The organism is Kordia sp. (assembly GCF_050633145.1).
Taxonomy (GTDB): Bacteria; Bacteroidota; Bacteroidia; order Flavobacteriales; family Flavobacteriaceae; genus Kordia.
Genome location: NZ_JBOEFY010000068.1, coordinates 16,778 through 41,537 on the forward strand (window position 1 = coordinate 16,778; position 24,760 = coordinate 41,537).

The 24,760-nt window shown below is 34.6% G+C and carries 9 protein-coding genes; 3 read left to right on the forward strand and 6 right to left on the reverse strand.

Features of this window, described 5'->3' with window-relative positions:
- Positions 1-221 precede the first annotated feature (221 nt).
- The 3 genes from ACRBBL_RS23990 (at position 222) to ACRBBL_RS24000 (ending at position 18,549) form a co-directional block, all read left to right on the forward strand.
- The gene (locus tag ACRBBL_RS23990) at positions 222-10,577 is read left to right on the forward strand and encodes a BspA family leucine-rich repeat surface protein (protein ID WP_431371635.1); all 10,356 of its coding nucleotides are present in this window, start codon (positions 222-224) and stop codon (positions 10,575-10,577) included.
- A gap of 203 nt (positions 10,578-10,780) precedes the next feature.
- A complete protein-coding gene (locus ACRBBL_RS23995; RefSeq protein WP_431371636.1) occupies positions 10,781-17,710 on the forward strand; it encodes a BspA family leucine-rich repeat surface protein in 6,930 nt (2,309 codons plus the stop codon).
- 23 nt (positions 17,711-17,733) lie between these two features.
- Complete coding sequence (locus ACRBBL_RS24000; RefSeq protein WP_431371637.1) at positions 17,734-18,549, forward strand: T9SS type A sorting domain-containing protein; 816 nt, start codon at positions 17,734-17,736, stop codon at positions 18,547-18,549.
- A gap of 386 nt (positions 18,550-18,935) precedes the next feature.
- Here ACRBBL_RS24000 and ACRBBL_RS24005 read toward each other — a convergent pair whose 3' ends face one another.
- The 6 genes from ACRBBL_RS24005 to ACRBBL_RS24030 form a co-directional block, all read right to left on the reverse strand.
- Positions 18,936-20,663 (reverse strand): tetratricopeptide repeat protein, encoded by a 1,728-nt coding sequence (locus ACRBBL_RS24005; protein WP_431371638.1) that lies wholly within the window; start codon positions 20,661-20,663, stop codon positions 18,936-18,938.
- Between the two features lie 362 nt (positions 20,664-21,025).
- Complete coding sequence (locus ACRBBL_RS24010; RefSeq protein ID WP_431371639.1) at positions 21,026-21,601, reverse strand: hypothetical protein; 576 nt, start codon at positions 21,599-21,601, stop codon at positions 21,026-21,028.
- Positions 21,602-21,779: 178 nt separating this feature from the next.
- Positions 21,780-22,382, reverse strand: a complete 603-nt coding sequence (locus tag ACRBBL_RS24015) for a hypothetical protein (RefSeq protein WP_431371640.1) — start codon at positions 22,380-22,382, stop codon at positions 21,780-21,782.
- A 69-nt stretch (positions 22,383-22,451) separates the two neighbouring features.
- Positions 22,452-22,844: a thioredoxin family protein gene (locus ACRBBL_RS24020; RefSeq protein WP_431371652.1), complete on the reverse strand. Its 393-nt coding sequence runs from the start codon at positions 22,842-22,844 to the stop codon at positions 22,452-22,454.
- Positions 22,845-22,910: 66 nt separating this feature from the next.
- Positions 22,911-23,618 (reverse strand): hypothetical protein, encoded by a 708-nt coding sequence (locus tag ACRBBL_RS24025; RefSeq protein WP_431371641.1) that lies wholly within the window; start codon positions 23,616-23,618, stop codon positions 22,911-22,913.
- A 46-nt stretch (positions 23,619-23,664) separates the two neighbouring features.
- Positions 23,665-24,750, reverse strand: coding sequence for an acyltransferase family protein (locus ACRBBL_RS24030; RefSeq protein ID WP_431371642.1), 1,086 nt, complete (start codon positions 24,748-24,750; stop codon positions 23,665-23,667).
- Positions 24,751-24,760: the final 10 nt, after the last annotated feature.

The window sequence follows — 24,760 nt, forward strand, 5'->3', positions numbered from 1 at the left end:
AAAGATTAATACTGTAGGCGTTTTTCTTTATTCATTTCTTTATAAAATCAATCAAAAAACTACCACTTCAGTAAGAAAAAGACTAACAGCGCTTTAGCGCGATCTAATACCAATACCTATACCAAAAATACGTAGCACTACTTAGTATATACGTGTTGTCTCTTATTTCAAGAAAATCATAGCAAACCTACCTTGCAATCGATTTAAAAAATGAAAATCGAATGAAACTAACAACGAACATATTAATCATTGTATCCTTTCTGTTTTTTGGACTACAACACACATTAGGACAATGTGACGGAACCAGTGATATTATACAGAATAGTAGAAACCTAGAACTAACGACTACTACAAATATTAATGTAGGAATGGGGAATTCGTTTACAGCTACCTGTTCAGGCGTTATAGAAGGTGTTTCTTTTTGGACTTATAATGTTCCAGGTAATATTGGGCAAACGTCTGTTACGATAGAATTATACAGAAATCCTTTTAGTAGTAGTCGTGTATTAATGTCTTCTGTGACAACCGATATTTCATTTCAAAGCGAAGGATCGATTGAACGATACTTTGAATTTCAAAATTTACCATCATTAGTCGCTGGCACTGTATATGGTGTGCGACTCATCAATAATGAACCAGGTCAACTAATTGATCTTGATTTGCATACAGGAAATCGATTGGCAGGCGGAAATATGTTTGTAAATAATTTCGATCAAAGCAGTCCGTGGTCAACAAGAGATTTACGATTTCAAATTCATTATGAAGACAATGTAGCGCCAGTAGCCAACTGTAGAAATATTACACGTGCATTGGGAGCAGACGGAACCGTGAGTATCTCAGTTGCAAATATCAATAACAACTCTACGGATGCAGATTCTGGTATTTCATTTTTTGGAATCTCAAAAAACACCTTTGATTGTAATGATGTTGGTTACAATTCGGTGACATTATTTTTAACAGATCAAAATGGAAATTCAAGTTCTTGTCAATCTGTAGTAATGATTACTGATGGTAATGATCCTATATTAACGTGTCCAGAGAATATCACCGTATATGCTGATATTGCAGGGAACGCTAACGCAGTAGTAAACTTTGATGAGCCTCTTTATGATGATTGTACTTTTGAATGGATCGATGGCTTTGATTTTTTAGGTACTCACGATGGTAAAAGTTATTTTGTATCACAAAACCCTTTAGTACCAAGTGAGGCTTTTGTAAATGCAGAATCTCTTGGAGGGTATGTAGCCAGTGTTATTGATGCCGAACAGAATGAAATGCTTAGAGGAGCATTAGAAAATTTAGGTGTTACAGAAACGGTAATGATTGGATATAATGATGTGGCCACTGAAGGTACTTTTGAATGGCACAATCCCAATACAACTTCTACCTACGAAAATTGGAATACTGGTGAACCAAATAACTCTGGAGGAAATGAAGATTATACCCAGTTAAGAATTGATGGAACTTGGAACGATATAAATAACAATGCCGCAAGAAATTATATATTAGAAAAATCGGAACCTACTATAAACTTTTTTGGTATTCCCTCAGGAGGAACTTTCCCGTTAGGAACAACGGTAAACACCTTTTCTGCTACGGATGCATTTGGAAATACAGGATTCTGTTATTTTACGGTTACGGTACTTGAAAACCCAAATGAAACATCGGTTGAATTATCTAATGGAAAACTAACCATTACTGATATTGAAACAGATTCTGACGATCAAATTACGTTATCAAATGACGGAACAACATTAACCATTAGCAATTTAGTATTGCCAACGGTTGCTGGCGGACCTATATTGACAGATTTAACAACCGTAACTGTGCCGCTAGCAAACATCACTAATGGAATAGAATTCATTGGCGGTAATGGATTCAATTCCATTACTTTTGCCAACGATTTAACATTAACAGGAGTTGATAATGATATTACGCTATTAGGCCTAAAAGGCTATGTACAAACAGGGAGTATTAACATTGGAGGTAATTTAACTATATCAGGTTTTGGTTTTGACTTAACCTTAGGTGAAATTACGACAAATAATTTTACAATAAATGGTGTAGACAAAATTCTTGATCAAGATTTAGCATTAACTATATCAGGAGTCACACAATTGCAAGCACTAGATGGAATTAATATAGAATATGGACAAGGAAAGCACACCTTTGTCGGGGAAGTAAATTTAACATCTTATGAATTAATTTTCACTGCTGGAGCAAATACTACTTTTGGAGAGATAAATGCTACTAATACAAATAGTGTAACTAACTTAATAGATATCAGGCCAGGAATCTTATTCTTATCAGATAATGTTCAAGCAGCTGGAAATTCCAACATTCATTTAAGAGCAGAATCCGGGATTTCGCAAGTTGGAGGAAATATTACAGCCAATGAATTAACCTTACAAGGAAGTAATAGTGGTACTAGTAATATTGCGTTTCTACCAAACAACAATGATGTCAATATCTTAAAAACAGTATTCAATCAATCTATAGATTTCATCACTTTCAACGATGTAGATGATGTAACTGTAGGTGAATTAACCTCAAATCAACTGAGTTTAATAGCACCAAATATCATCTTTACAAAAGATACCAATTTCAATAAAATTGGCTCAGGTACTACAACCTTTAATGGAAGTATTAATATAATCAATGGAAGTGCAAACAGAGAAGCTACTATAAATCACAACGAAGGTACTATCAACTTTTCAGGACCGATCACTGATTTTTCAGGTGAATTAGACTATAACAGTAACAATGGAGTCATCACTAATTTTGATGGAACTACTACGCTAGATACCGATGGGATTTCGCCAATTTTTGGAACTATAAATAGTGCTGAAATATTCACTGTAAATGTGCCTACCAATATATTGAATGAAGCTCGATTTAGTGGCGCTACGACTGTTCTAAAAGGAAAAGGATCGCTTGTAGGCGCTCCAATTATTGTAGAAAACGATGCAACCATTACACCAGGAAGTATTGGTGATGTTGCTTCACTATTGTTAAGCGATGTATCTATTTCTTCCGCAACATTTGCACCAACAATCGAAAATGATAATGATTATGATATTCTTGAAGTTCAAGGAACGGTAACACTTACAAATGCTACCTTTAGTCCTGTGACGAATTCTGGAACGTTTGGAAATACACCTATCACACTCATTGATAATGACGGTACGGATGCCATTATTGGAACGTTTAATAACTATCCTGAAGGAAGCACGATACAAATTGGAAACTATACAGGTGTAATAAGCTATGTTGGTGGAGACGGAGGAAATGATATGACGATTTCTGTTTTAGAAACTACTGTTGGACTTTTCCAAGGAAAACTAGATATTACAGACGCAAATGGTGGCGCATCAGACGACCAAATCACATTTTCAAATGATGGAACTACCTTAACAATTAGTGGTTTAACAGCTCCTGTAACAGTAACTGGTGGACCAACACTTACAGATGCAACAACCGTAACCATTCCATTAGCAAATATTACCAATGGAATTGAATTTATATCTGGAAATGGAAATGATGCAATAACTATTGCAAACGATCTTACCCTAACGGGCACTACGAACGATTTAAAATTTAACAGTATAACTAATTTTACACAAAATGGTTTTATTAATATAGAAGGTGCGCTCGAAATTACAGGAGAAACGAATACTATCATCAACTTAGATCAAACAACTGCGGGAAGTCTCACGATAAGTAATGTATTCTCTGTTGTAGATGCTGGTGGAAAAATTACGATTGCTGGAGCTACTAACCTAACAACTTCTGATCAAATAGCAATTGATAATGGAGAAGAAAACCATGAATTCAACGGTTCTGTAGCTTTAAATGCAACTAGAATGACCTTCTCGGCAGGAGCTAATCTTAGCTTTAGTGAAGTCATCATCTCAGCTACAGTTCCTTTAGCAAACATTCTAGCCGCATATCCAGGAACGCTGACGTTAGATGGTAATGTTGAAGTCACAGAAAGAGGTGCAAATTTAATACTAGCGAGTAGTGACGGAATTTTTCAACAAAGTGGTTTTATTAACAACGGATTTTTAATTCTACGAGGAGATGGTTCAGGTGACGCCATACTCAATCAAGACAACACAGCACTAGCAATTTCCGTACAAAATCCATTTGACAATACAGCGAGTGCCTTTATGAATCTTTCGCTTACAAATACTACCACCATGTATATGGCAGATATTATTGTAGATGAATTCACATTAACGGCTCCAAAATTCATTATCGAACCTGATTTTACACTGATCACCAAAAACGGATCTGGTGTAAGTAACTTTAATGCAAATTTTAATTCCGATAGTGGAACAGGAACTTCCATTATCAATCACAATGCAGGAACAATCAATTTTAACGGACAAATCAATGATTTCCTAAATCAAGTGACCTATAATGGTGTTGCGGGAACTATTACAAACATCAATGGCGGTGATACTGATTTCCCATCAAGTAATGCTGATAACAGTTTCACTTTCGGATTTTTAAATGTAACCGGTGATGTATTCATTGATAATATAGCGATAAACATTTTAAACACCGCTACATTTTCAGATGCCAATACATTAATAACGGGAGCTGGCCCGCTACTTTCAGGAGGAAATACCATCATTCAAAATAATGCAACTATAACACCAGGAGGCGGAACTACAGGTGCTACCTACAGTTTCTCTAGTTTAGAAATGACTTCAGGAGCTACCTTCGCTCCTTTTATACAAGGGACCACGGGTACTGATAGAGATCTACTAGAAGTAGAAGGTACAGTAATCTTGAATAATGCAACGCTAGCACCTACAGGAGGATTCAACATTCAAGCTGGCGAAGAAGTCATATTGATTGATAATGATGGTACTGATCCTGTACAAGGAATGTTTGATAGTCTTCCTGAAGGCGCAGGTGTTAGTTTTGGAAACTTTAGAGGAATTATCACCTACACTGGAGGAGATGGCAATGATGTTTCCTTAATTCGAGACAATATCAATCCTATTGCTATCTGTCAAAACCTAACATTTGCATTAAACCCTGGCGAATTTGTCCAAGTCTCACCAAGTCAAATAGACAACGGTTCTTCAGACAATGTACAGATAGGTGTGTACTTACTAAATGATGAACCTAATGAACTTGTATTTACATATGATAATCTAGGAGATAATGAGGTAACATTTACTATACTTGATTTAGCAGGAAATATGGCGCAATGCAACGCTACAATAACAATTACCTCAAATGCTACCTTACCTATTTTAATAAGTGAATATCAACCTGAATTACCAAATGAAGATGATCCATCACAAACTATAGAAATTTTTGGTGGTGCTGGTGAAATTTTTAGCGGAGTTATTTCCATTATTGAAGGAGATATAGAGAGTGGACAGACTGGTTTGGTTGTGAATAGCTATTCTATTTCAGGAACTTTTGATGCTAATGGTTTACTAACTGCAACAGTACCAAACCTTGTTGGACCAAGCCATACAATAGTTTTATCGAGTTCTTTTAGCGGAACTATTGGAACTACCAATATTGATGAAAATGATGATGGAATTGCCGAAAATATAAGCTCCCTTGGGGTTATATTTGATGCAATATCAGTTGTGGATGAAAATATAGATATCAATCGAAGATATGCTTCAGGTATGGGCGGAACCGACTTACCAAATATTGATGACCGTCCTCATTTAGTATTTAGAAATGCAAGTACTGGAGATTTTTATTTAATCAATGCTGCAGATCAAATCTATGACCTTTCTGGAAATATAATTCCCTCAGCTAACTTTACTTCAGCTCCTTCATCTAGCACAAATACGTTTGGCCAAATTAATCCTGCACTCATCCCTGCTATCGAAGTCCCACAAGTTGTTGGAGAACTTCAGGCAAATGCAGAAACAACAATAACAACAGCTGGATTTACCGTAGGTAGCATCACAACTTCTTATAGTAATACAGTTCCTGCAGGAAGTGTAATTGATCAAAATCCTGATGCTGGAAACTTTATGCAACCAGGAACTGCAATTGACCTAGTCATTTCTGATGGATTTAATCCAAATGAATTCATTACAAAATGGAAAACAACTTCGGACAATGAAACTATTATAGCTCCTTTTGCTGTTATAGAATTTAGTAGCATGACTATTAATTGGGGTGACGGTACTATTCAATCCGTTGGAGGAGATTTTCCATCGCACACGTATGCAACTGCTGGTGAATATATAATAACAGCTACCGGAGACATAGAATCAATCCGTTTTAATAATGGAGGAAGCAGACTCAATATTTTAGAAGTTATGCAATGGGGACCAACGCCATGGGTGACTTTTCAAAATGCATTTTATGGATGTGAAAATTTAGTAGTAACTGCTGTAGATGAGCCAGATTATACAATTCTAACAAGCTTTAGAAATATGTTTAGAGGTACGTTAGCTCCAACACAAAATATTTTGCACTGGAATACAAATAGCATTATGGAAATGCAGGGTATGTTTAGAGACTCTAATTTTAACGGCGATATCAGTAATTGGGATGTAAGCAACGTATCCAATATGGCGAATATGTTTCTCTATAACTCAAGTTTTAATATAGATATCAGTAACTGGAATGTAGCAAAAGTTCAGAACATGAGTAGTATGTTTCGAGGAGCTACTAATTTTGATCAAAATCTTGGTAGTTGGGATATAAGTAGTGTAACAAATATGCAGAATATGTTTAATGATGTGACACTATCAACTGCAAACTATGATGCTACATTAATTGGTTGGGCTACAGACACAAGTGGTGTCCCTAATGATGATAGTGATGATATACCAACTACTATCAATTTTTCGGGAGGGAATAGCCAGTTTTGTGATGCGGTATTAGAGCGACAAGTATTAATAGATTTATATACCTGGACTATTAATGATGCTGGAGCAGCATCTAATTGTTCGGATTTCAATGATTTTACACCATTTATAACTACTTGGCAAACAACAACTGATAATGAAAGCATTACCATTCCTACCACAGGCACTGGTTATCATTATCTTATAGATTGGGGAGATGGTACTCTAGAAATAGTAATGACAGGAGATGCAACACATACCTACGCAATTGCTGGAACATACACAGTGTCAATTACAGGAAACTTCCCTAGAATTTATTTTAATTATGATGAATCTGGTAATGCTGAAAAAATTCAAGAAATTACACAATGGGGTACTATCCAATGGAGCAGTATGGAATATGCTTTTGCTGGTTGTTTAGACTTAAATGTTACGGCTACAGATGCGCCAGATTTATCTAATGTGACAAATACGAGTCGTATGTTTGCAAATTGCCCAAGTTTACTTGGAAATGCGGCATTCAATACTTGGGATATGTCTACTATACAGAATGTGAGTTATATGTTTTCTTCGGCAACGAATTTCAACACAGATCTAAATAATTGGAACGTAGCCAATGTAACTAATATGTCTGGTTTATTTAATTCAGCAAATCTTTTCAATGGAAATATTAGTACTTGGGATACTGGAGAAGTAATAAACATGCTCTACATGTTTGCAAGTGCTACTGCATTTGAAGGAATAGGCGGACTTAACAATTGGAATGTAAGTAAGGTTGAAATAATGGGAGGCATGTTTAGATTTGCAGAAGCATTCAACCAAGATTTGAATAACTGGAATGTTGCTAACGTAAATGATATGACGTCTATGTTTTGGGGCGCATCTGCTTTTAATGGAAATATAAGTACTTGGAATATTACAAGTTTAACAAACTTAGATCATCTATTTCGAGAAGCTACCAATTTCAATGGTGACTTAAGTCAGTGGAATGTTTCAAACATACAGTCTTTACAGAGAACATTCAGCGGAGCTACAAGTTTTAATACGGATTTAAATAATTGGAATGTATCCAATGTAACAAACATGCATCAAACCTTTAATGACGCTTCATCCTTTAACAAACCCTTGGGTACCTGGGATACTTCCAATGTAACTGACATGTATCGTATGTTCTACAATGCAACACTATTTAATCAAGACTTGAGCAGTTGGGATGTGTCACTTAATCAAACATTTGGTGAAATGTTATTGAATACTTCCATGTCTGTTGATAACTACGATCGTTTATTAATTGCTTGGGCAGATTTGACATTGAGTAACAACCTTCAATTTGGTATTTCTTCAGAATATTGTTTAGGAGCCGAAGCAAAACAATACATTATAGATACGTTTAATTGGTCATTCACAGATGATGGATTGAATGCTAATTGTACTAACAGATTTATTACGACTTGGGAAACGACAACAGATAACGAAACAATCACAATTCCTACATTCTCTGGAGAAACCTACAATTATGCTGTAAATTGGGGAGATGGAACTATTGAAAGTGGACTTACTGGCGATGCTACACACACTTATACTGTTGCTGGAAACCATGAAGTTTTAATCACTGGAAATTTCCCAAGAATTTATTTTAATAATGGAGGTGATAGACTAAAAATACAAACCGTTCAACAATGGGGAACCAATGCTTGGTCATCTATGGAAAATGCATTTACGGGTTGTGAAAACATACATATCACAGCAACAGATGTTCCAGATTTGTCAAATGTTACGAACATGACGAGTATGTTTGAAGAAGCACTATTATTCAATACGGATCTAAGCACTTGGGATGTTTCTAATGTGAATATTATGGACCGTATGTTCTACGGCGCTACTTCTTTCGATCAATACTTAGGTGACTGGAATATTTCTAACATCACTTCTATGGAAGATATGTTGACCAATGCAATGCTTGCAACTGTTAATTATGACAATACATTGCTTGCTTGGGCAACGTTAAGTACAGGAGAAACACAAATACCAACAGGAGTTACTTTTAGTGGTGGCGATAGTATGTTTTGTGCAAGCGACTATGAACGTCAAGCACTCATTCATGGGTACAATTGGACGATTACCGATGCTGGTAAAACAACAGATTGTACCAATAGAAGATTCATTACAACTTGGAAAACTGAATCCGATAATGAAAGTATAACCATACCTACAGATGGTGGAGGTTACAACTATTTAGTAGATTGGGGCGATGGTACAGTTGATATAGATGTTACTGGAAACGCGACGCATAGCTATGCTACTACGGGGACATATACGGTTTCCATTTTAGGAGATTTTCCAAGAATTTATTTTCACACCAATCATAATACACAAATACAAACCATTGAGCAATGGGGAAGCATCCAATGGGATTCTATGTTGAGAGCATTTAGTACATGCAGCAATTTAAATGTAGTTGCTACTGATGTACCTGATTTATCCAATGTAACTAATATGGGCAGAATGTTTTTTGGTTGTAATAGCTTAGTAGGTAATGCACAATTTAATAACTGGGATGTAAGTAGAGTGAACAACTTTGGTTCCACATTTCAAGGTGCATCAAGCTTCAATCAACCTTTAAACAATTGGGATGTATCAAAGGTTATAAAATTTACAAGCATGTTTGCAGGTGCTGCTAGTTTCGATCAATCGTTGGCAGATTGGGATCTGTCTAGCTTGTTAGACTCAAACGTTTCAAATGCTGCAGCTATGTTTCAAGGAGTTACACTATCTACTGAGAATTATGATGCTACACTCATAGGCTGGGCTACTTTAGATCCGGGAGAAATCCGTATACCATCACCTGTCACTTTTGATGGAGGAAACAGTCAATATTGTTTGTCTGAAATTCAAAGACAAACACTAATAGACACTTATGGATGGACAATTACGGATGGAGGCACTAGCTGTGGTAACATTCTACTAAGTCCAAAAGTATACTTACAAGGAGCTGCAATCAATCCAAATGTAGGTGAAGAACATCTTATGCGTGATGATTTACGTATCGCAGGATTCATTCCGACAAGAAGTCCTTATGAAGATATGATTTCGTGTGAAGCAACCGTGTTTACTACTACAGGAACAGATGCTATTGTAGATTGGGTTTGGGTTGAATTGCGTGATGCAACGGATAATACAGCGGTGCTCGATGGACAATCTGCACTCCTACAACGTGATGGTGATATAGTTGGAACAGATGGTACTTCTGCCCTATCTTTTGATATTGCAACTGGAAATTACTATGTAACCATACAACATCGTAATCATTTAGGGATTATGTCTGCAAATACAATTGCTTTAAGTACCACAGCTACTACTGTAGACTTTACAGATGGTTCTACATCAACTTTTGGAACCAATGCACAAACAAGTTTTGGAATGCCTTCTGGAATCATGGGAATGTGGACAGGAAATGTAAACGATGATACGCTAATACAATACTCAGGAACAACACCAGACACGCCAGACATTCTATCGGAAGTATTAAACGATCCTGGAAACTTTCTAAATTTCCCTACCTATGCAGTAAGTGGATATAAAAGATATGACATTAATATGGATGGAAATACACAGTACTCAGGAACCAATCCAGATTCACCTGTGATCTTACAAAATGTCATTGCGCATCCAGGAAACTTCTTAAATTTTAGCACGTATCAAATCATAGAACAATTACCAAATACCAACAACTAACAAGTGTCATTTTTAGCGCAGTCGAGAAAACTTCTTCAAGAATATTGACTGCGCTCATCACTTGCTCTCATGCAATTATTCTACACTAAAACCAACATTTAAAACCTAATATACGTACCACTACGTAGTATCTACGAGCCGTCTCTTATTTTATAAAGCGAACTCCCAAACTAACTTGCACATGATTTAAAATTTAAATAATCATGAAAGTAAAAGCTCCTTTTTTAGTATTACTACTATCTTTTTTTCTTTTTTCAATTCAACAAGTTAAAGCACAATGTGGTCCGGTACATGATATTGTACAGTCTGGTGCCAATGATCGTGATGAGGTCATCGATATAATGGGAAATTCATTTATAGCAACTTGTGATGGAGAAATTGAAGGATTCTCCTTTTGGACTCATGAAGTTTTACAAGGACAAAATGATGTAACAGTAGAGATGTACAAAAACCCTTTTAGTACTAATCGTGAGTTATTGGCAATCGGAACAAGAAACATCGGCACCCATTCTGCTTCTAGTCAAGGAGTAGAGCAGTATGTTTTATTTAATAACCCTTCAGAAGTAGAATCCGGGACAGAGTATGGAATTAGAATCATAAAAGATAGTCCTAGTAGTCATATAGATATAAAACATGATGATAGGAACCCATATACACAAGGAAATATGTTTATTTTTTCTGATTTTAGAGTCCCAAATGCTTGGATACCTAGAGATTTGAAGTTTCATATACATTATAAAGATGAACCTCCAATAGCTCGTTGTAGAGATCTTACAGTGATACTAGATGCTAATGGTGAAGCGAGTATAAATGCATCAGAGGTTAACAATGGTTCTACTACTCGAGGTGGTTTTATTATATATGACGGAAATATTAATTTTGATTGTTCTCACCTTGGAAGTAATAATTTTATTGATTTAAGCATTAGTGCTAACGGTCTTACTGATAGTTGTACTGCAACAATAACTGTTATTAGCGGTAACTATGCAGACCTTCAATGTAGCGACTATATTGTTGCTAACAATCCTGGCCAGAGTTTTGCCACTATTCTTCCAACAGACTTTGATGGGAGTAACATAACCATTAATGATAATGGCTGCCCTAGTGATACATTCACAGGTTCATATAGAGCCTCTGGTTTTGGTTTTACATATTTTATAGGTCAACCAAGACAAGTTACTTATACGTATACTAATAATTACGGAGAAGAACAATCGTGTACCTTCAATGTCATTGTAAATGATACAGAAGCACCTGTACTTGGTGGATGCCCAACAACAGATGTTGTGTTACTAGAAGGCGAAACATTACAAGAACCTAGTCTTACTGGTAGTAGTGATAATTATGATACTAACAATCAATTGGTTATAGAACGATTAGATGCTGGTCCTGCTTTTGGTACAGTACCTACTTCAGATTTTACAGTACAATATCGTATTGTAGATACTAGCGGAAATGAAAGTAGTATTTGTAGTTATAATGTGGTTGTCGACAACGCACCCGTAATTACTTGTCAATCACCTTCTGTTATAATCGATGAGAATACAAGTACATATGAGTTAACACTAAATGAACTTGCAAGCGCTACCAACGATTTATCAGCAACTGCTAATCTTGCTTTTGGTACAGGAACAGAAGTTTCGGTTGTATTAGATAATAATAGCCCTACAGATCAAATTCTTAATATTCCAACAGGTTTTCATTATCAGTTATTTGAGTTAATACCACCAACAACAGGAAGTTATTCGTTTACTTTGTCTGGTAATAATTCGAGTAATTTATTTATTTGGGAAGATAGTTTTAATCCAAATACAGGAGATTTTGCGTTAAGACCAGGCTATGTAGGCTTTGCAAGTTTTAATGCAAATGGATCGCTAGCTCAAGGATCTAACAATAATACCTTTACCTTACAACGAGATAAGACCTATTACATAACTGTGCTGGAAGATGGTGAAGATCTATTTTTCACAGGAACACTAGCTTTCAGTTCAGAATTGATCTATGTAAATCAGTCTTCTTCGGTTATGTTAGATTTAGATTGTTCTGATGCCGGAACTATTATAGCAACTAATAGCGTATATGCATATGAAGATAATGGGCAAAATACTAGTTGTGTACCAAGTGTAAATGCTACCGAGAATGTAGCACCAGTATTTATAGATTGCCCAACAGATATTACTGTTGATATAGATCCAAACAGTGCAGGTGCTATTGTTAATTTTACGCTTAATGCTACTGATAATTGTACAACGACACAAGATTTACAAATTTCTCAAACAAGTGGATTGGGTAGTGGAGAATTGTTCCCAACTGGTGAGACAATCCAAACCTTTACAGTTACAGATGCTAGTGGAAATACAGATGAATGTACATTTACTATAACTGTAGAAGATACAGAGGTACCAATTATTAGTTGTCAAGATATTACTCTTCCACAACTTCCAACAACTGATATTGGATATATCATTTCACCTTCAGATTTTGACAATGGCTCTACCGATAATTCTAGTCAATTAGATTTTTTAGCAGAGTATGATCAATTTTACATCAATATAGACAATACAAGTCCTGTACATTCAAACTTATACCATCAATCTTCAATCTTCATGGTGCCATCTAATGGTGCGTATACGTTTGATTTTGACCTTATCAAAAACGATGAAGGATCAGGAACATTCGTGCCTCAATTTAGGTATAGTATATGGAATATTCCGCCAACAGAAAATGGAGATGGTCTTATTGCCGATACAACAATTGATATTGCTACAGGTCAAGTTGTAAGTGGAAATACAACCACAACCTTAAGTGCAGGTGTAAAATACTATATGCACATATATGCAGCATCAAGTACAAGTACAACTTTTGAGAATTTAACAGGAACAATGTCTGTAGATACAAGTATAAGCTCGTCTTTACCAATGTTTATTGATTGTAGTACTGTAAATATTGATGATGTTACAATTACTGCTGTTGATGGAGTAGGTAATACAGATACTTGTACGGCATCAGTATCAGTATCTAATATTAGTTGTCCAATAGAATTAATTATATCACCTACAGCAAACCAGGATTTTCAGTTGCCATTTATGCCATATACAGGTGAAACATATACTGTAGATTGGGGAGATGGAACATCTACAACAGGACATACAGGATATACTAACCACACTTACGCTCTTGCAGCAGAGTATACTATAAAAGTATATGGAAATATTTCCTATTTCAGATTCTCAGATGTAGATCTAAATGATGCAAATGCTCCAACATTAAAAAGCGTCGTAAGTTGGGGAGATAATGTTTGGGAAACCATGTTAGAGGCATTTAATGGATGTAGTAACCTAGAATCTTTGCCAGTCACGCCACCAAATTTATCTAACGTTACAAATATGAATCATATGTTCGCTAAGGCGAGTATATTCAATCAAAATATAAGTAACTGGGATGTATCTAATGTGACTGATATGGAAGGGGTTTTTGCTGCCACAATATTTAATCACCCCTTAAATGGCTGGAATGTATCTAATGTAACTACTATGGAAGGAATGTTTTTATCCGCCACAGAATTTAATCAACCTCTTAATAACTGGAATGTATCTAATGTAATTAACATGACTGGAATGTTTTTAGATGCATATGCGTTTAATGGAGATATTACTACTTGGAATACATCAAATTTAGTTAGTGCTAATGGTATGTTTGCTAGTGCATCGTCATTTAATCAGAATCTTGGAGCTTGGGATATCAGCTCATTAAATAATGCTTTTGCAATGTTTAGTAATACTAGCTTATCAACTACTAATTATGATAATTTATTAATAGGTTGGGCAAATTTAGATGCAGGAGAAACGCAGATACCTACAGGTTCAGCTTTTGATGCACCTCAGAGTCTCTATTGTAATGGAGAAGCTGCAAGAACCGAATTAATGAGCACATACGGTTGGGCTATTAGCGATGGTGGCCGAGATCCATTTTGTGGTGTTACTGAAGAAGAATTATTTATTACCGAATGGAATGCAAATGGTAATAGAATTATAGAAATACCTACAAGTGGAAATGGCTATAATTATCAAGTAGATTGGGGTGACGGTACTTTTAGTTATAATCAAACAGGTAATGTTTCTCATGAGTATACTTCTACTGGACAATATGATGTGAAAATATATGGAGACTTCCCAAGAATTCATTTTGGAAGCTCAACATCTGCAAATCGAACTAAAATAAGAGAAGTTAAACAATGGGGAGCTATAGAGTGGTCTTCAATGGCAGGCGCTTTTTTAGAATGCAGTAATTTAAAAGTTACAGCTACTGACATACCAAATTTATCTAATGTTACAAATACGTCATCTATGTTTAAAGATTGTACTTCTTTAACAGAAAATGATATGTTTAATAATTGGGATATGTCTAATGTTTCAAACATGAATAATATGTTTGAATCAGCAACTAATCTTGATCAAAACGTTGGTAATTGGGATATTACAAGTTTAGTTACCGCCAATAATATGTTTACAGATACAGCACTCACTTATGATAATTATGATGCACTCTTAATTGGTTGGTCAACACAAGAAGCAGGAGAAGGTTCAATACCAAATAGCGTTTCATTCATTGCCAATGGCTATACATATTGTAATGGTGAAAATGCTAGATTAAATTTATTGTTTAATCATTTTTGGAACATTTTTGGTGATGGTCCAGATGACTTTTGTGGTTTAGGAAGGCCTTTTATTACCGAATGGCAACTTACAGGTGAATTCCAAACTATAGAAATACCAACAACTGGTAGCGGATATGATTATGTAATAGATTGGGGAGATGGTAGTGATATAGCAGATGCTACTGTAGAATATAATCAAACGGGGGATGCTTCTCATCAGTATGACTTACCAGGTACATACGTAATTAAAATTTATGGCGATTTTCCAAGAATAGATTTCAGTAGTTCTACTGGAGCAAATAAAAGTAAAATAAGAAAAGTTACCCAATGGGGAGATATACAGTGGTCTACTATGCTAAATGCTTTTACAGAGTGTAATAATTTAAGTGTAACCGCTTCTGACACGCCAGATTTGTCTAATGTAACCAGCTTACAGGGCATGTTTAATTCATGCACATCGCTAGTAGGAAATGATTCGTTTAACAATTGGGATGTCTCAAATGTCTCTAATATGATAAACATGTTTAATAATGCAATCTCTTTTAACCAAAATATAGATAATTGGGATATCACAAGTTTAGATAATGCTTCTAGTATGTTTGGAGGTGTAACACTTTCAACAGAAAATTACGATGCTTTGTTAATAGGTTGGTCTACTCAAGAAGCAGGAGAAGGTCCAATACCAAGTAACGTTAATTTCAATGCAGGAAATAGTCGTTATTGTAATGGAGAAATTGAAAGGGCTCGTTTAATAACAAATTTTAGTTGGTCTATTGATGATGGTCTACAAGACCCAACATGTGTTAATCCTGAACCCTTTATAACAACTTGGAATACAGATGTTTCCGGAATAACTAACACTTCTACAATTCTAATACCAACATTTTCTGGAGAAGTATATAATTATACGGTTCTTTGGGGAGACGGCACCATAGACGAAGGCTTAACAGGTAACGCCTTTCATGATTATACTACACCAGGTGTTTACGAAGTGAAAATTTATGGTGATTTTCCTAGAATTTATTTTGAGGCTTTTATCGATCCATCTGGTCCAGAAAAAATACTTGAGGTGAACCAATGGGGAAATATACAGTGGTCTTCTATGCATTATGCTTTTTCTAAATGTAAAAACTTAATAGTAAACGCAACAGATGTACCAGATTTATCTAACGTGGATAACATGTCTTACATGTTCAATGAAGCCGAATTATTTAATACTGATATCAATTCATGGGATGTGTCTAATGTAACTAATATGAGTTATATGTTTTATGGTGCTACTTCTTTTGATCAAGATATTAGTTCTTGGGATATGTCTAATGTAACCAATATGAGTTATATGTTTTTTGAAGCAGAATCATTTAATCAAGATATTAATTCTTGGGATGTGTCTAATGTAATCAATATGAGTTATATGTTTTATGGCGCTACTTCTTTTGATCAAGATATAGGTGATTGGGATATCACAAGTTTAGATTTTGCAGATAATATGTTCTATAGTGTAACACTCTCTACAGAAAACTATGATGCATTATTAATAGGCTGGGCAACCCAAGAAACTGGAGAAGGACCAATACCAACAGGTTTAAATTTCGATGGTGGTGACAGCAAATATTGCCTAGGTGGTGGCGCTAGAGAAGAATTGATAAATACGCATCAATGGGCGATTGGTGATGCTGGACAAACTGATGGTTGCAATATCCTTATTTCACCAAAAGTCTATCTACAAGGCGCAAGTATAAATCCGAATATAGGAGAAGAACCTTTAATGCGTGACGATTTGCGTGTAGCTGGAATCATTCCAACAAGAAGTCCGTATGCAGATATGATTACGTGTGAAGCAACTGTGTTTGATACTACTGGAAATGATGCAATTGTAGATTGGGTTTGGATTGAATTGCGAAATTCAAGTGATAATACAGTGGTTCTCGATGGACAATCTGCACTCTTACAACGTGATGGAGATGTCGTTTCGGTTGATGGTACTTCTGCCCTATCTTTTGATTTGGCAAGCGGAAATTACTATATAAGCATTCAACATCGTAATCACTTAAGCATTATGTCTGCCAATACCGTTGCGTTAAATAGTACAACAACTACTGTAGACTTTAGCAATGCTATCCTTCAAATTACGCATGGAAGCAATGCACAAACTGATTTTGGTATGCGCGCTGGAGTTGTCGGAATGTGGGCAGGAAATGTAAATGGAGATGCTGTGGTACAGTACTCAGGAACCAGTCCTGATACGCCAGACATTCTTTCAACAGTATTAAACGATCCTGGAAACTTCCTGAATTTGCCTACTCATATAGTAAATGGATATAGTAGTAATGATATCAACATGGATGGAAAGACACAATACTCAGGGACCAATCCTGATACGCCTTTCATTCTACAAAATGTACTGGCACATCCAGGGAATTTCTTAAACTTTAGTACCTATCAAATCACAGAACAACTACCTAATAACAACTAAAAAACGATACAAAAATAAAAGTTATGAAAAATTTAATTTCACAAATCGCATCCATAATTATCATTTGCTTTACAGTAAATCAATTGCAAGCACAAGATGGATATACCTATTCTTTAGTTGACAACGGAGGTTTTAGTTATACAATTACAGCTGTGCCAAATGCAAGTACTAACAACTTTGCAACCTCAGTACAGAGCTATGGTTTCACTATTATAGTACCCGATGGAGTAACAGCCGTTATAACATCTTCTTTAGGAAACGGAGCTGGAGCTACTTTTTTTGATGGAAGCGCGGTTGGACAAGCAACTATTGACGGTTATCTTATCACCGAAACTTTAGGAAGTCCTGTCTCACTTTCTGCGCCTGCAAACGGAATTGCAACGCCAATGGTCACTCTTGAGTTACAACCAACTCCTATCGAAGCTGGAACAATTAGCATACTTGCAAACGATTCAGCCTTGGCTACTGCGGTTACTCCTTTAAAAAGTTTTATGGCGGCTGACATGATTGATAATGGTGCGGCAGTATTCCCTAACGTAGTCGATTCGAACGGATCTGGATTATCAGGAACGACCTCACACGATTACGACCCATTGAGTACTATTGATAACGTAGTGCTAGATTTTTCAATATATCCGAATCCTACTACGGACAATATATACATCAATCAAGTGCAAAATCTAATCAAAGTAGAAGTGATTAATATGAACGGACAATTAGTCCTTACAAAAAACAACAATTTGGAAAAAATAGATGTCAGTCGTTTACAAAACGGAATGTACTTTTTAAAAATATTTACAGAAAACGGCAGCAACTCCAAAAAGTTTATAAAAAAATAATTTTGTAGTACGTAGGTTAGTTTACTATGAAAAAAAAGGGCTATTCATTCATTTGAATAGTCCTTTTGCTTTTGCGAAATTATATTTTTCATATTCACAATGACTTCAACATCCTCCTCCAAAAAGTTCGAACTCCTTCTCTCCGACTCCACAAAAAAACCCCTTCAATCTGCTGTTTTTAAAGGTTTCATTTTTTTTTAGAGGTGCTAATAGACTTCCGTTCTGCGTTCCCTTTATTAGACTAAAATATAAAAGAGAAATTTAAAGATAATATGGATAATTTTTTCTCTTATGAAACCAATGAAAAACGTAATTAAATCTTTTGAAATACTACATAGGATTTTATTATTTAGTCTGTTTTATATGTTTGGTAACAATTATTATATCTAGTTTTTATCAGAATTTATTATGTCTATTATGATATTTAAAGCTTTGTCATTTCCATTAAAATAATCTGTGGATGACACGCTTACTGGAATATGAGGAGCAATCCAATGGCGAAAATCTTCTGCTTTTGATGTTTGATGAAACTGAGTTGAAATAAGCCCCATTAACCCTGAATAAGGTAATTTAAACCAACCCGCTTCTCCTATATGATTTGGCTTAGATCCGCTTTGTTCACCTACAAGAATTGGATTCGTATATTTTGTTATTTCTGTTAGCAAGTTTTGAGCGGCAGAAAATGTTCCTCTACCCATTAAAACAAAAATTTTTCTTTCTGGTCGCAGGCTTTCAAACATCATTAATGTTTTTATAATTGGAGGTAAGATTGCCCCATTTCCACCACTATTAAAACGCAAGTCTAAAATTAAGTTCTGGGAATTATTTGTCTTGATGTTTTCTCGAAGCTTTATGTTGAAATCCATAAAACTCAGATCTCCTTTTTGCTGAACTAAGTTAAATTGTACAAACATTGCATTTTGTTCGGGCAATACTTTCGACCAATAAAAATCTTCTGTTTTCGATAAAAATAAAGGCTGATTTTCTTTTTTTAGCTTAGGCAGTAGTGGAAAGCCAGCAAAGTTCCAGTCAACTGGATTCAAGATTACTTTTTTGGTATTCCCTTTTAAGTCACTTAAAGTGAGAGTTACCTTGTTTGCATCTTCAATAATCCCTATGCCTTCCAATACATCTGGTAATCCTGCGTAATAAGGCCCTAACCAAAGTGTTTGCATATCATTATCCCTAGCGTTAACAGCATTTGTTTTTTGAATAACTTCAGCAGCTGGTGTATTACCAATCAAATCTACTTTATAACCAATCCATTGCTCGAAGTCTTCTTCAGCATCGACAATAAATAAACCATCATTAAACTGATAAAACTGAACAGGAAGCTTTTTTAATGCCCCTTTAGTAGGTGAAGTAGGAATAATTAAATTATGTCCATTACCTAAACTACCAACAACTTTCAATAGCGCTACAACAATCTGTTTATCGCTTAGCGTGGCTATATTTGTTTTTAATTTTTGAAATGCTTTTGCTAGTTCTATTTTGGAAACAAGATGATAAGGGCTATAGTGAAGCTCAGTAATTCGTTTTTCTAAATACGAAACATCCTTAATCCAAGCTTCCTCTCTTGAAATATCTTTCTGACTAGCATCTCCAAAAAGTGCTAAAAAATCTTCATCTTTATTAAAATTCTCAAAAGCATCATCCTCTTTTAAAAACGGTTTTTCGTCGTACCTCGCAGCAAAGCCTTTTTGTAACCATAGCATTGCATTTTCCTTATGATTAAGTTTTGCATAGGCTTTAGCAATTTTAATCATCAAATCATTGGAAGGTGAAGAACCTGTTGGAATTCCTCTCAAATTTGTTCCTCCTAGTTTAAGTACTTGCTTGAGTGATGTAATTGCATTTTGATATTGCTTTAACTCATAGTAAGCAATCCCTGAGACATAAAAGAGATCTGGATCGTTTTGATATTGCTTGGTCAAGTTTTCTAAAATTGGAATAGCTTCCTTCCATTTTTTACTTTTAACTAAGCTTAAAGCCTCATTTCTCTGATTAAAATAGTCTAAAGAATTTTCAATTCTATTATTTTCAGTTTGAGCGAAAGTGTAATTAATATTTATAAAAAACAATATGATTAGACTTGATATAATTACTTTTTTCATATTTACTTCTTGATTATTTAATTAAGAAGATTTACAAGGGCAATTGTTACAATTTTGCTTGAATGTTTTTTTCAAATTCCTCTGTTCGATTTATCTGTTCTTCGAGATTCCATTCAAAATCAAATCTATTTTTAAGAAATATGGAGATTGAACCTAAAATCAATTGCAGTTTTTTGTTGCGCAAATAGGGTTTGTATTCCAAAAATAAAATGAAAGAAAAAGCTGTTGTTAATTGTTTTATAGCATTTGTTTTATATGTTTGATAACGGTTCGTATAAGAATAGTTGCGTGGTTAAGTAACCTATTTAACAAAAGAAAAATCCGTAGGATATTCCGAGTAGGTACAGACCAAGCAATTGTTTTTATACATTGTTAGTACTTGTTTTTCTGTTTAATACTTTAATTCCAAGTGCTATTAACACTACTATCAATACAATAAAAAATACACTTGTTGAAATGCTTTTTATAACCGAAAATATATTAGTTGCATAAACTGTAGTCTCTTTCAATTCGGGATAATTTTTAAGCATTGTAATAATTCCAAAATTCTCCAAATAATCCGCAATCCCTGCAATTATAGGTAATAGACTGAGGAAGATATAAGGGGAATTTAATTTGTTCAATTTTTTTAAGAAATATCCCAAAAGCAAACAGTAAGAAAGTCCGAATAGTAGTGGGTAAATCATATCCACAGGTATTTGGTTGTTTAGATAAGTCAAACGTCCATTTTCTCCAAGCAAACTGAATAATTCACTTACATAATCCAAATCATATCCTGTAGGCATCATATCCAGTAATTCCATTCCGTTAGAGAATTCCATAGTTTTGGGAATTGTAACAGTCAGCATAAAGGTGTAAACAACATTTGTCAAGATAAAAAGTCCTAAAACTTTTTTTCCTGAAATATTCTTTTCTATAAATTTGGTTAATCGTTTCATTTTTTCAAATAAGTGCTAAAATAGAATATATGGGAATAGATAAATTCTTAGTGTTTTCATTTTTATTAATAATTAATATCAAACCCGAATTATGCAATACAAAATCCAATTCAGCATAGAAATACTGTAAATGCTAAAGTTTACATATGACTTTCTATTGCATAATTCGAGTGAAAGCTTATAACCAACTAAATCCTAATCCTATATTAAAGATTACTGCATCTCTATGTGTATCTCCATCTAAAAAAGCACGACCCAGCACTAATTTAGACTGAACATTAAGCGCAAAGTTTTTCTTTTTGTAAAATTCGTAACCTGTACTTGCCATAACAGCGCAACCAAAATTCCAATCGTCATTTACATTATCTTTAATATCATATAGTGCTGGCGAATCTATGGCTAAACCAATTCCTCCATGAATCCACCAACGGTCTTTTACCCAATATTGTAGCGATGGAATAAAACCTCCAAAGTTTCTATCATTATCCTGAAATTCGTATATGTTTCCTGGTAAAGAGGCCGTAATGGCGAGTCTTTTATTAAGCATGTAACCAAATTTTAAATCTGGAAAAACGAATGCTCCTTGAGATTTATCGAACGTTTGATTACCTGCATTATCTTCTAGACTTATAATACCTCCACCTACTACGAATTCGAAGATGAAACCATCTCTTTGTGTTGTTGTTTCTGGATTTGTGTTCTGAGCGTATGTTATACTAGATATTAATGCAAAGGCCACACAAGCCATTTTTGATAAGATTTGTTTTTTGATTGTTTTCATTTTAATTGATGTTATTACTGTTCGTTTTTTGATTGTTTTGATTGTTTTGATTGATGATTTCTATTTTAATTATAAGTTAAAAAGCATTTCAAGGAATTTTATTTTCCCAACTTTTCCAACAGCGTAATCAATTACCTTTCCCTCAGGATTAATGAAAATTGTTGTTGGTGTAGCGCCAATATTATATTGTTTTACTAGTGCTTCCGCATTCGGGTCATCAATATCAATTTCTATTGATACGACTTTAGCATCCATAGCTTTCTTAACCTCATGATCAGCAAAAACTTCACGCTTCATAATTCTGCAAGGAGAACACCATTTTCCTGTAAAGAATACCATAATTTTTTTTTCAGAAGTGTATGCGAGTTTTTGAGCAGATTCAAGGTTATCTTTCCAAGTAATATCATTTGAAGGTGCATAAAATGAGTACCAAGCATACCAAAGCGAAACGACAAGAAAAATAAGTCAGAAAAATTGCCAAAAGGGATGAGATTTCTTTTTTGAACTGTTTTTTTTAGTCTTCATTTTTTAATTTGTATTTATTAATTCAGTAAACGTATTTTTCAATTTTTGCAATGATGCAATCGAATTGATGTAAGCCTCTCTATTTTGCGCTATTGTTGTGATTCTAGTTAAAACCATATTCTCAAAATAAATGTCTTCTCCGTAAGTGTCTGAAGAAATGCCCATATCCCTGAATTTAACTTTTGGCATCAAAAAATTCTCATAATAAGCTTCGATTGTTTGTTGTTCTGAAGCTTCAAGTTTTTCTATAGGATTGAATGTTTCATAGGATTCAGATATGGCGTTACGTAAGTTTAAATCGTTGAATAATTTTAAATCACCAGAGAATTTTAAATTTTCATAGGTTATCATTTCTGGGTAAAACTTTTTAGAAATAATTAGAAAAAATGATTTTGATGATAATTTTGGATTATCATAATCTTTATTCAATAACATTTTAAATACTGAATCTAGTTCTTTTAGTATTGTAGCTGCCTCATCATCAAGAAGAGTCAACTTTTTTAGGTTGCGATCTGCTTCATCATATAACTGAATAATATATGAATTCCTCAACTCTAATTTCTTCTCGTTATTTGAGTGTTCATTAATTGCCAAGGCTATAAGGATTCCAACAATAACTAGAATAATTTCACCAGCTACATAAGCAAAATAGTTGGCGAACTTATTTTCAGTTAGCATTTTTCGTCTATTTTTTCTAAATAATTTTATCATGGCTTTATTGTTTATCAACTTAAAACACCTAGTGTTGAATATGACTCTAAATACTTTTTAATTTTTTCTGTACGACACTTTTAAATTTCCATTTCAACCCGAATAAAGGTCTTAAGATTGCGATTCTTTTAAGGATGAATTCGTAGATAAGAAAACAGACGATAAACGTAAATAGAGTGATTCCTATAAACTTTAACATAGGATGAAGGTCTAAAGGCAAAATCAGTAATGCACCTGCATATAAAACAAACATGTGAATGATATAAACAGGATATACAGCTGCACTCAAATAGTTTAGCAATGCACTTGGTTTATTAAGGTAACTGTAGCCTATTCCGAATAAACCTAATATCCAAGCATTTGATTCTATGGTGGTGATATACATATTTGATATGGACTCAAACCCTGTGAAACGAATCACGAAGAGGATGGTTGCCAAAGCGACATACAACCATTTCCACTTTGAAACGGTTTGCCAGAATGCTTTACCACTATACACAAAAAGAAAACCAAAAAAGAATGCAAGAAAGCCTATAAAAAATCCATGCCAAGTTTTAGCGTACATTTCAAATAGCTGTGGTTTTACAACACCTATTTCTAACATAAAAAATGCTGATATAGATAATGGTCCTAAAGCATAGGTCATAACTTTTGATATTGCTTTCCTGATTTTTCCATTTTCATTTTTCTTCAAATAGAAAAAAACAGGTAACAACACTACTAAATAGACAAAAATGTTTCCTAAAAACCATAAATGTCCCATGTGTGGAAAATAACTCAGTGGCAAATTATAGTAGCTCTGAAAAACTAAAAAATGTAAAGGCGTGATCGCCAAAATCCCGAACACAAAGGGTAATAGAATTCGCTTTGAGCGCTCTATTAATAATTGCTTCCAATTTCTTTTTTGCATTGCAAAATATAAGCCCATTCCCGATACAAAAAACAGTAAAGGTATCCGCCAAACATTAAGCATTGTCATTGGTTTCCAAAGTCCTTCTAAAGCGTCTTCACTTCTTATAAACCCTATAAACAATGCCCAAGGTTGAAATATAATGGCTATATGGTAAATTAGTAATAAACCTATGGCAATGACTCTAAGCCAATCGATATCGTATCTTCTTTCTGTTGTCATCTTATTTTAT

Bases quoted from the DNA above. Each gene is read 5' to 3' on its own strand.
- ACRBBL_RS24015 (WP_431371640.1), bottom strand. From the start codon at position 22,382: ATGAAAACAATCAAAAAACAAATCTTATCAAAAATGGCTTGTGTGGCC.
- ACRBBL_RS23995 (WP_431371636.1), top strand. From the start codon at position 10,781: ATGAAAGTAAAAGCTCCTTTTTTAGTATTACTACTATCTTTTTTTCTT.
- ACRBBL_RS24010 (WP_431371639.1), bottom strand. From the start codon at position 21,601: ATGAAACGATTAACCAAATTTATAGAAAAGAATATTTCAGGAAAAAAA.
- ACRBBL_RS24005 (WP_431371638.1), bottom strand. From the start codon at position 20,663: ATGAAAAAAGTAATTATATCAAGTCTAATCATATTGTTTTTTATAAAT.
- ACRBBL_RS24030 (WP_431371642.1), bottom strand. From the start codon at position 24,750: ATGACAACAGAAAGAAGATACGATATCGATTGGCTTAGAGTCATTGCC.
- ACRBBL_RS24000 (WP_431371637.1), top strand. From the start codon at position 17,734: ATGAAAAATTTAATTTCACAAATCGCATCCATAATTATCATTTGCTTT.
- ACRBBL_RS24025 (WP_431371641.1), bottom strand. From the start codon at position 23,618: ATGATAAAATTATTTAGAAAAAATAGACGAAAAATGCTAACTGAAAAT.
- ACRBBL_RS23990 (WP_431371635.1), top strand. From the start codon at position 222: ATGAAACTAACAACGAACATATTAATCATTGTATCCTTTCTGTTTTTT.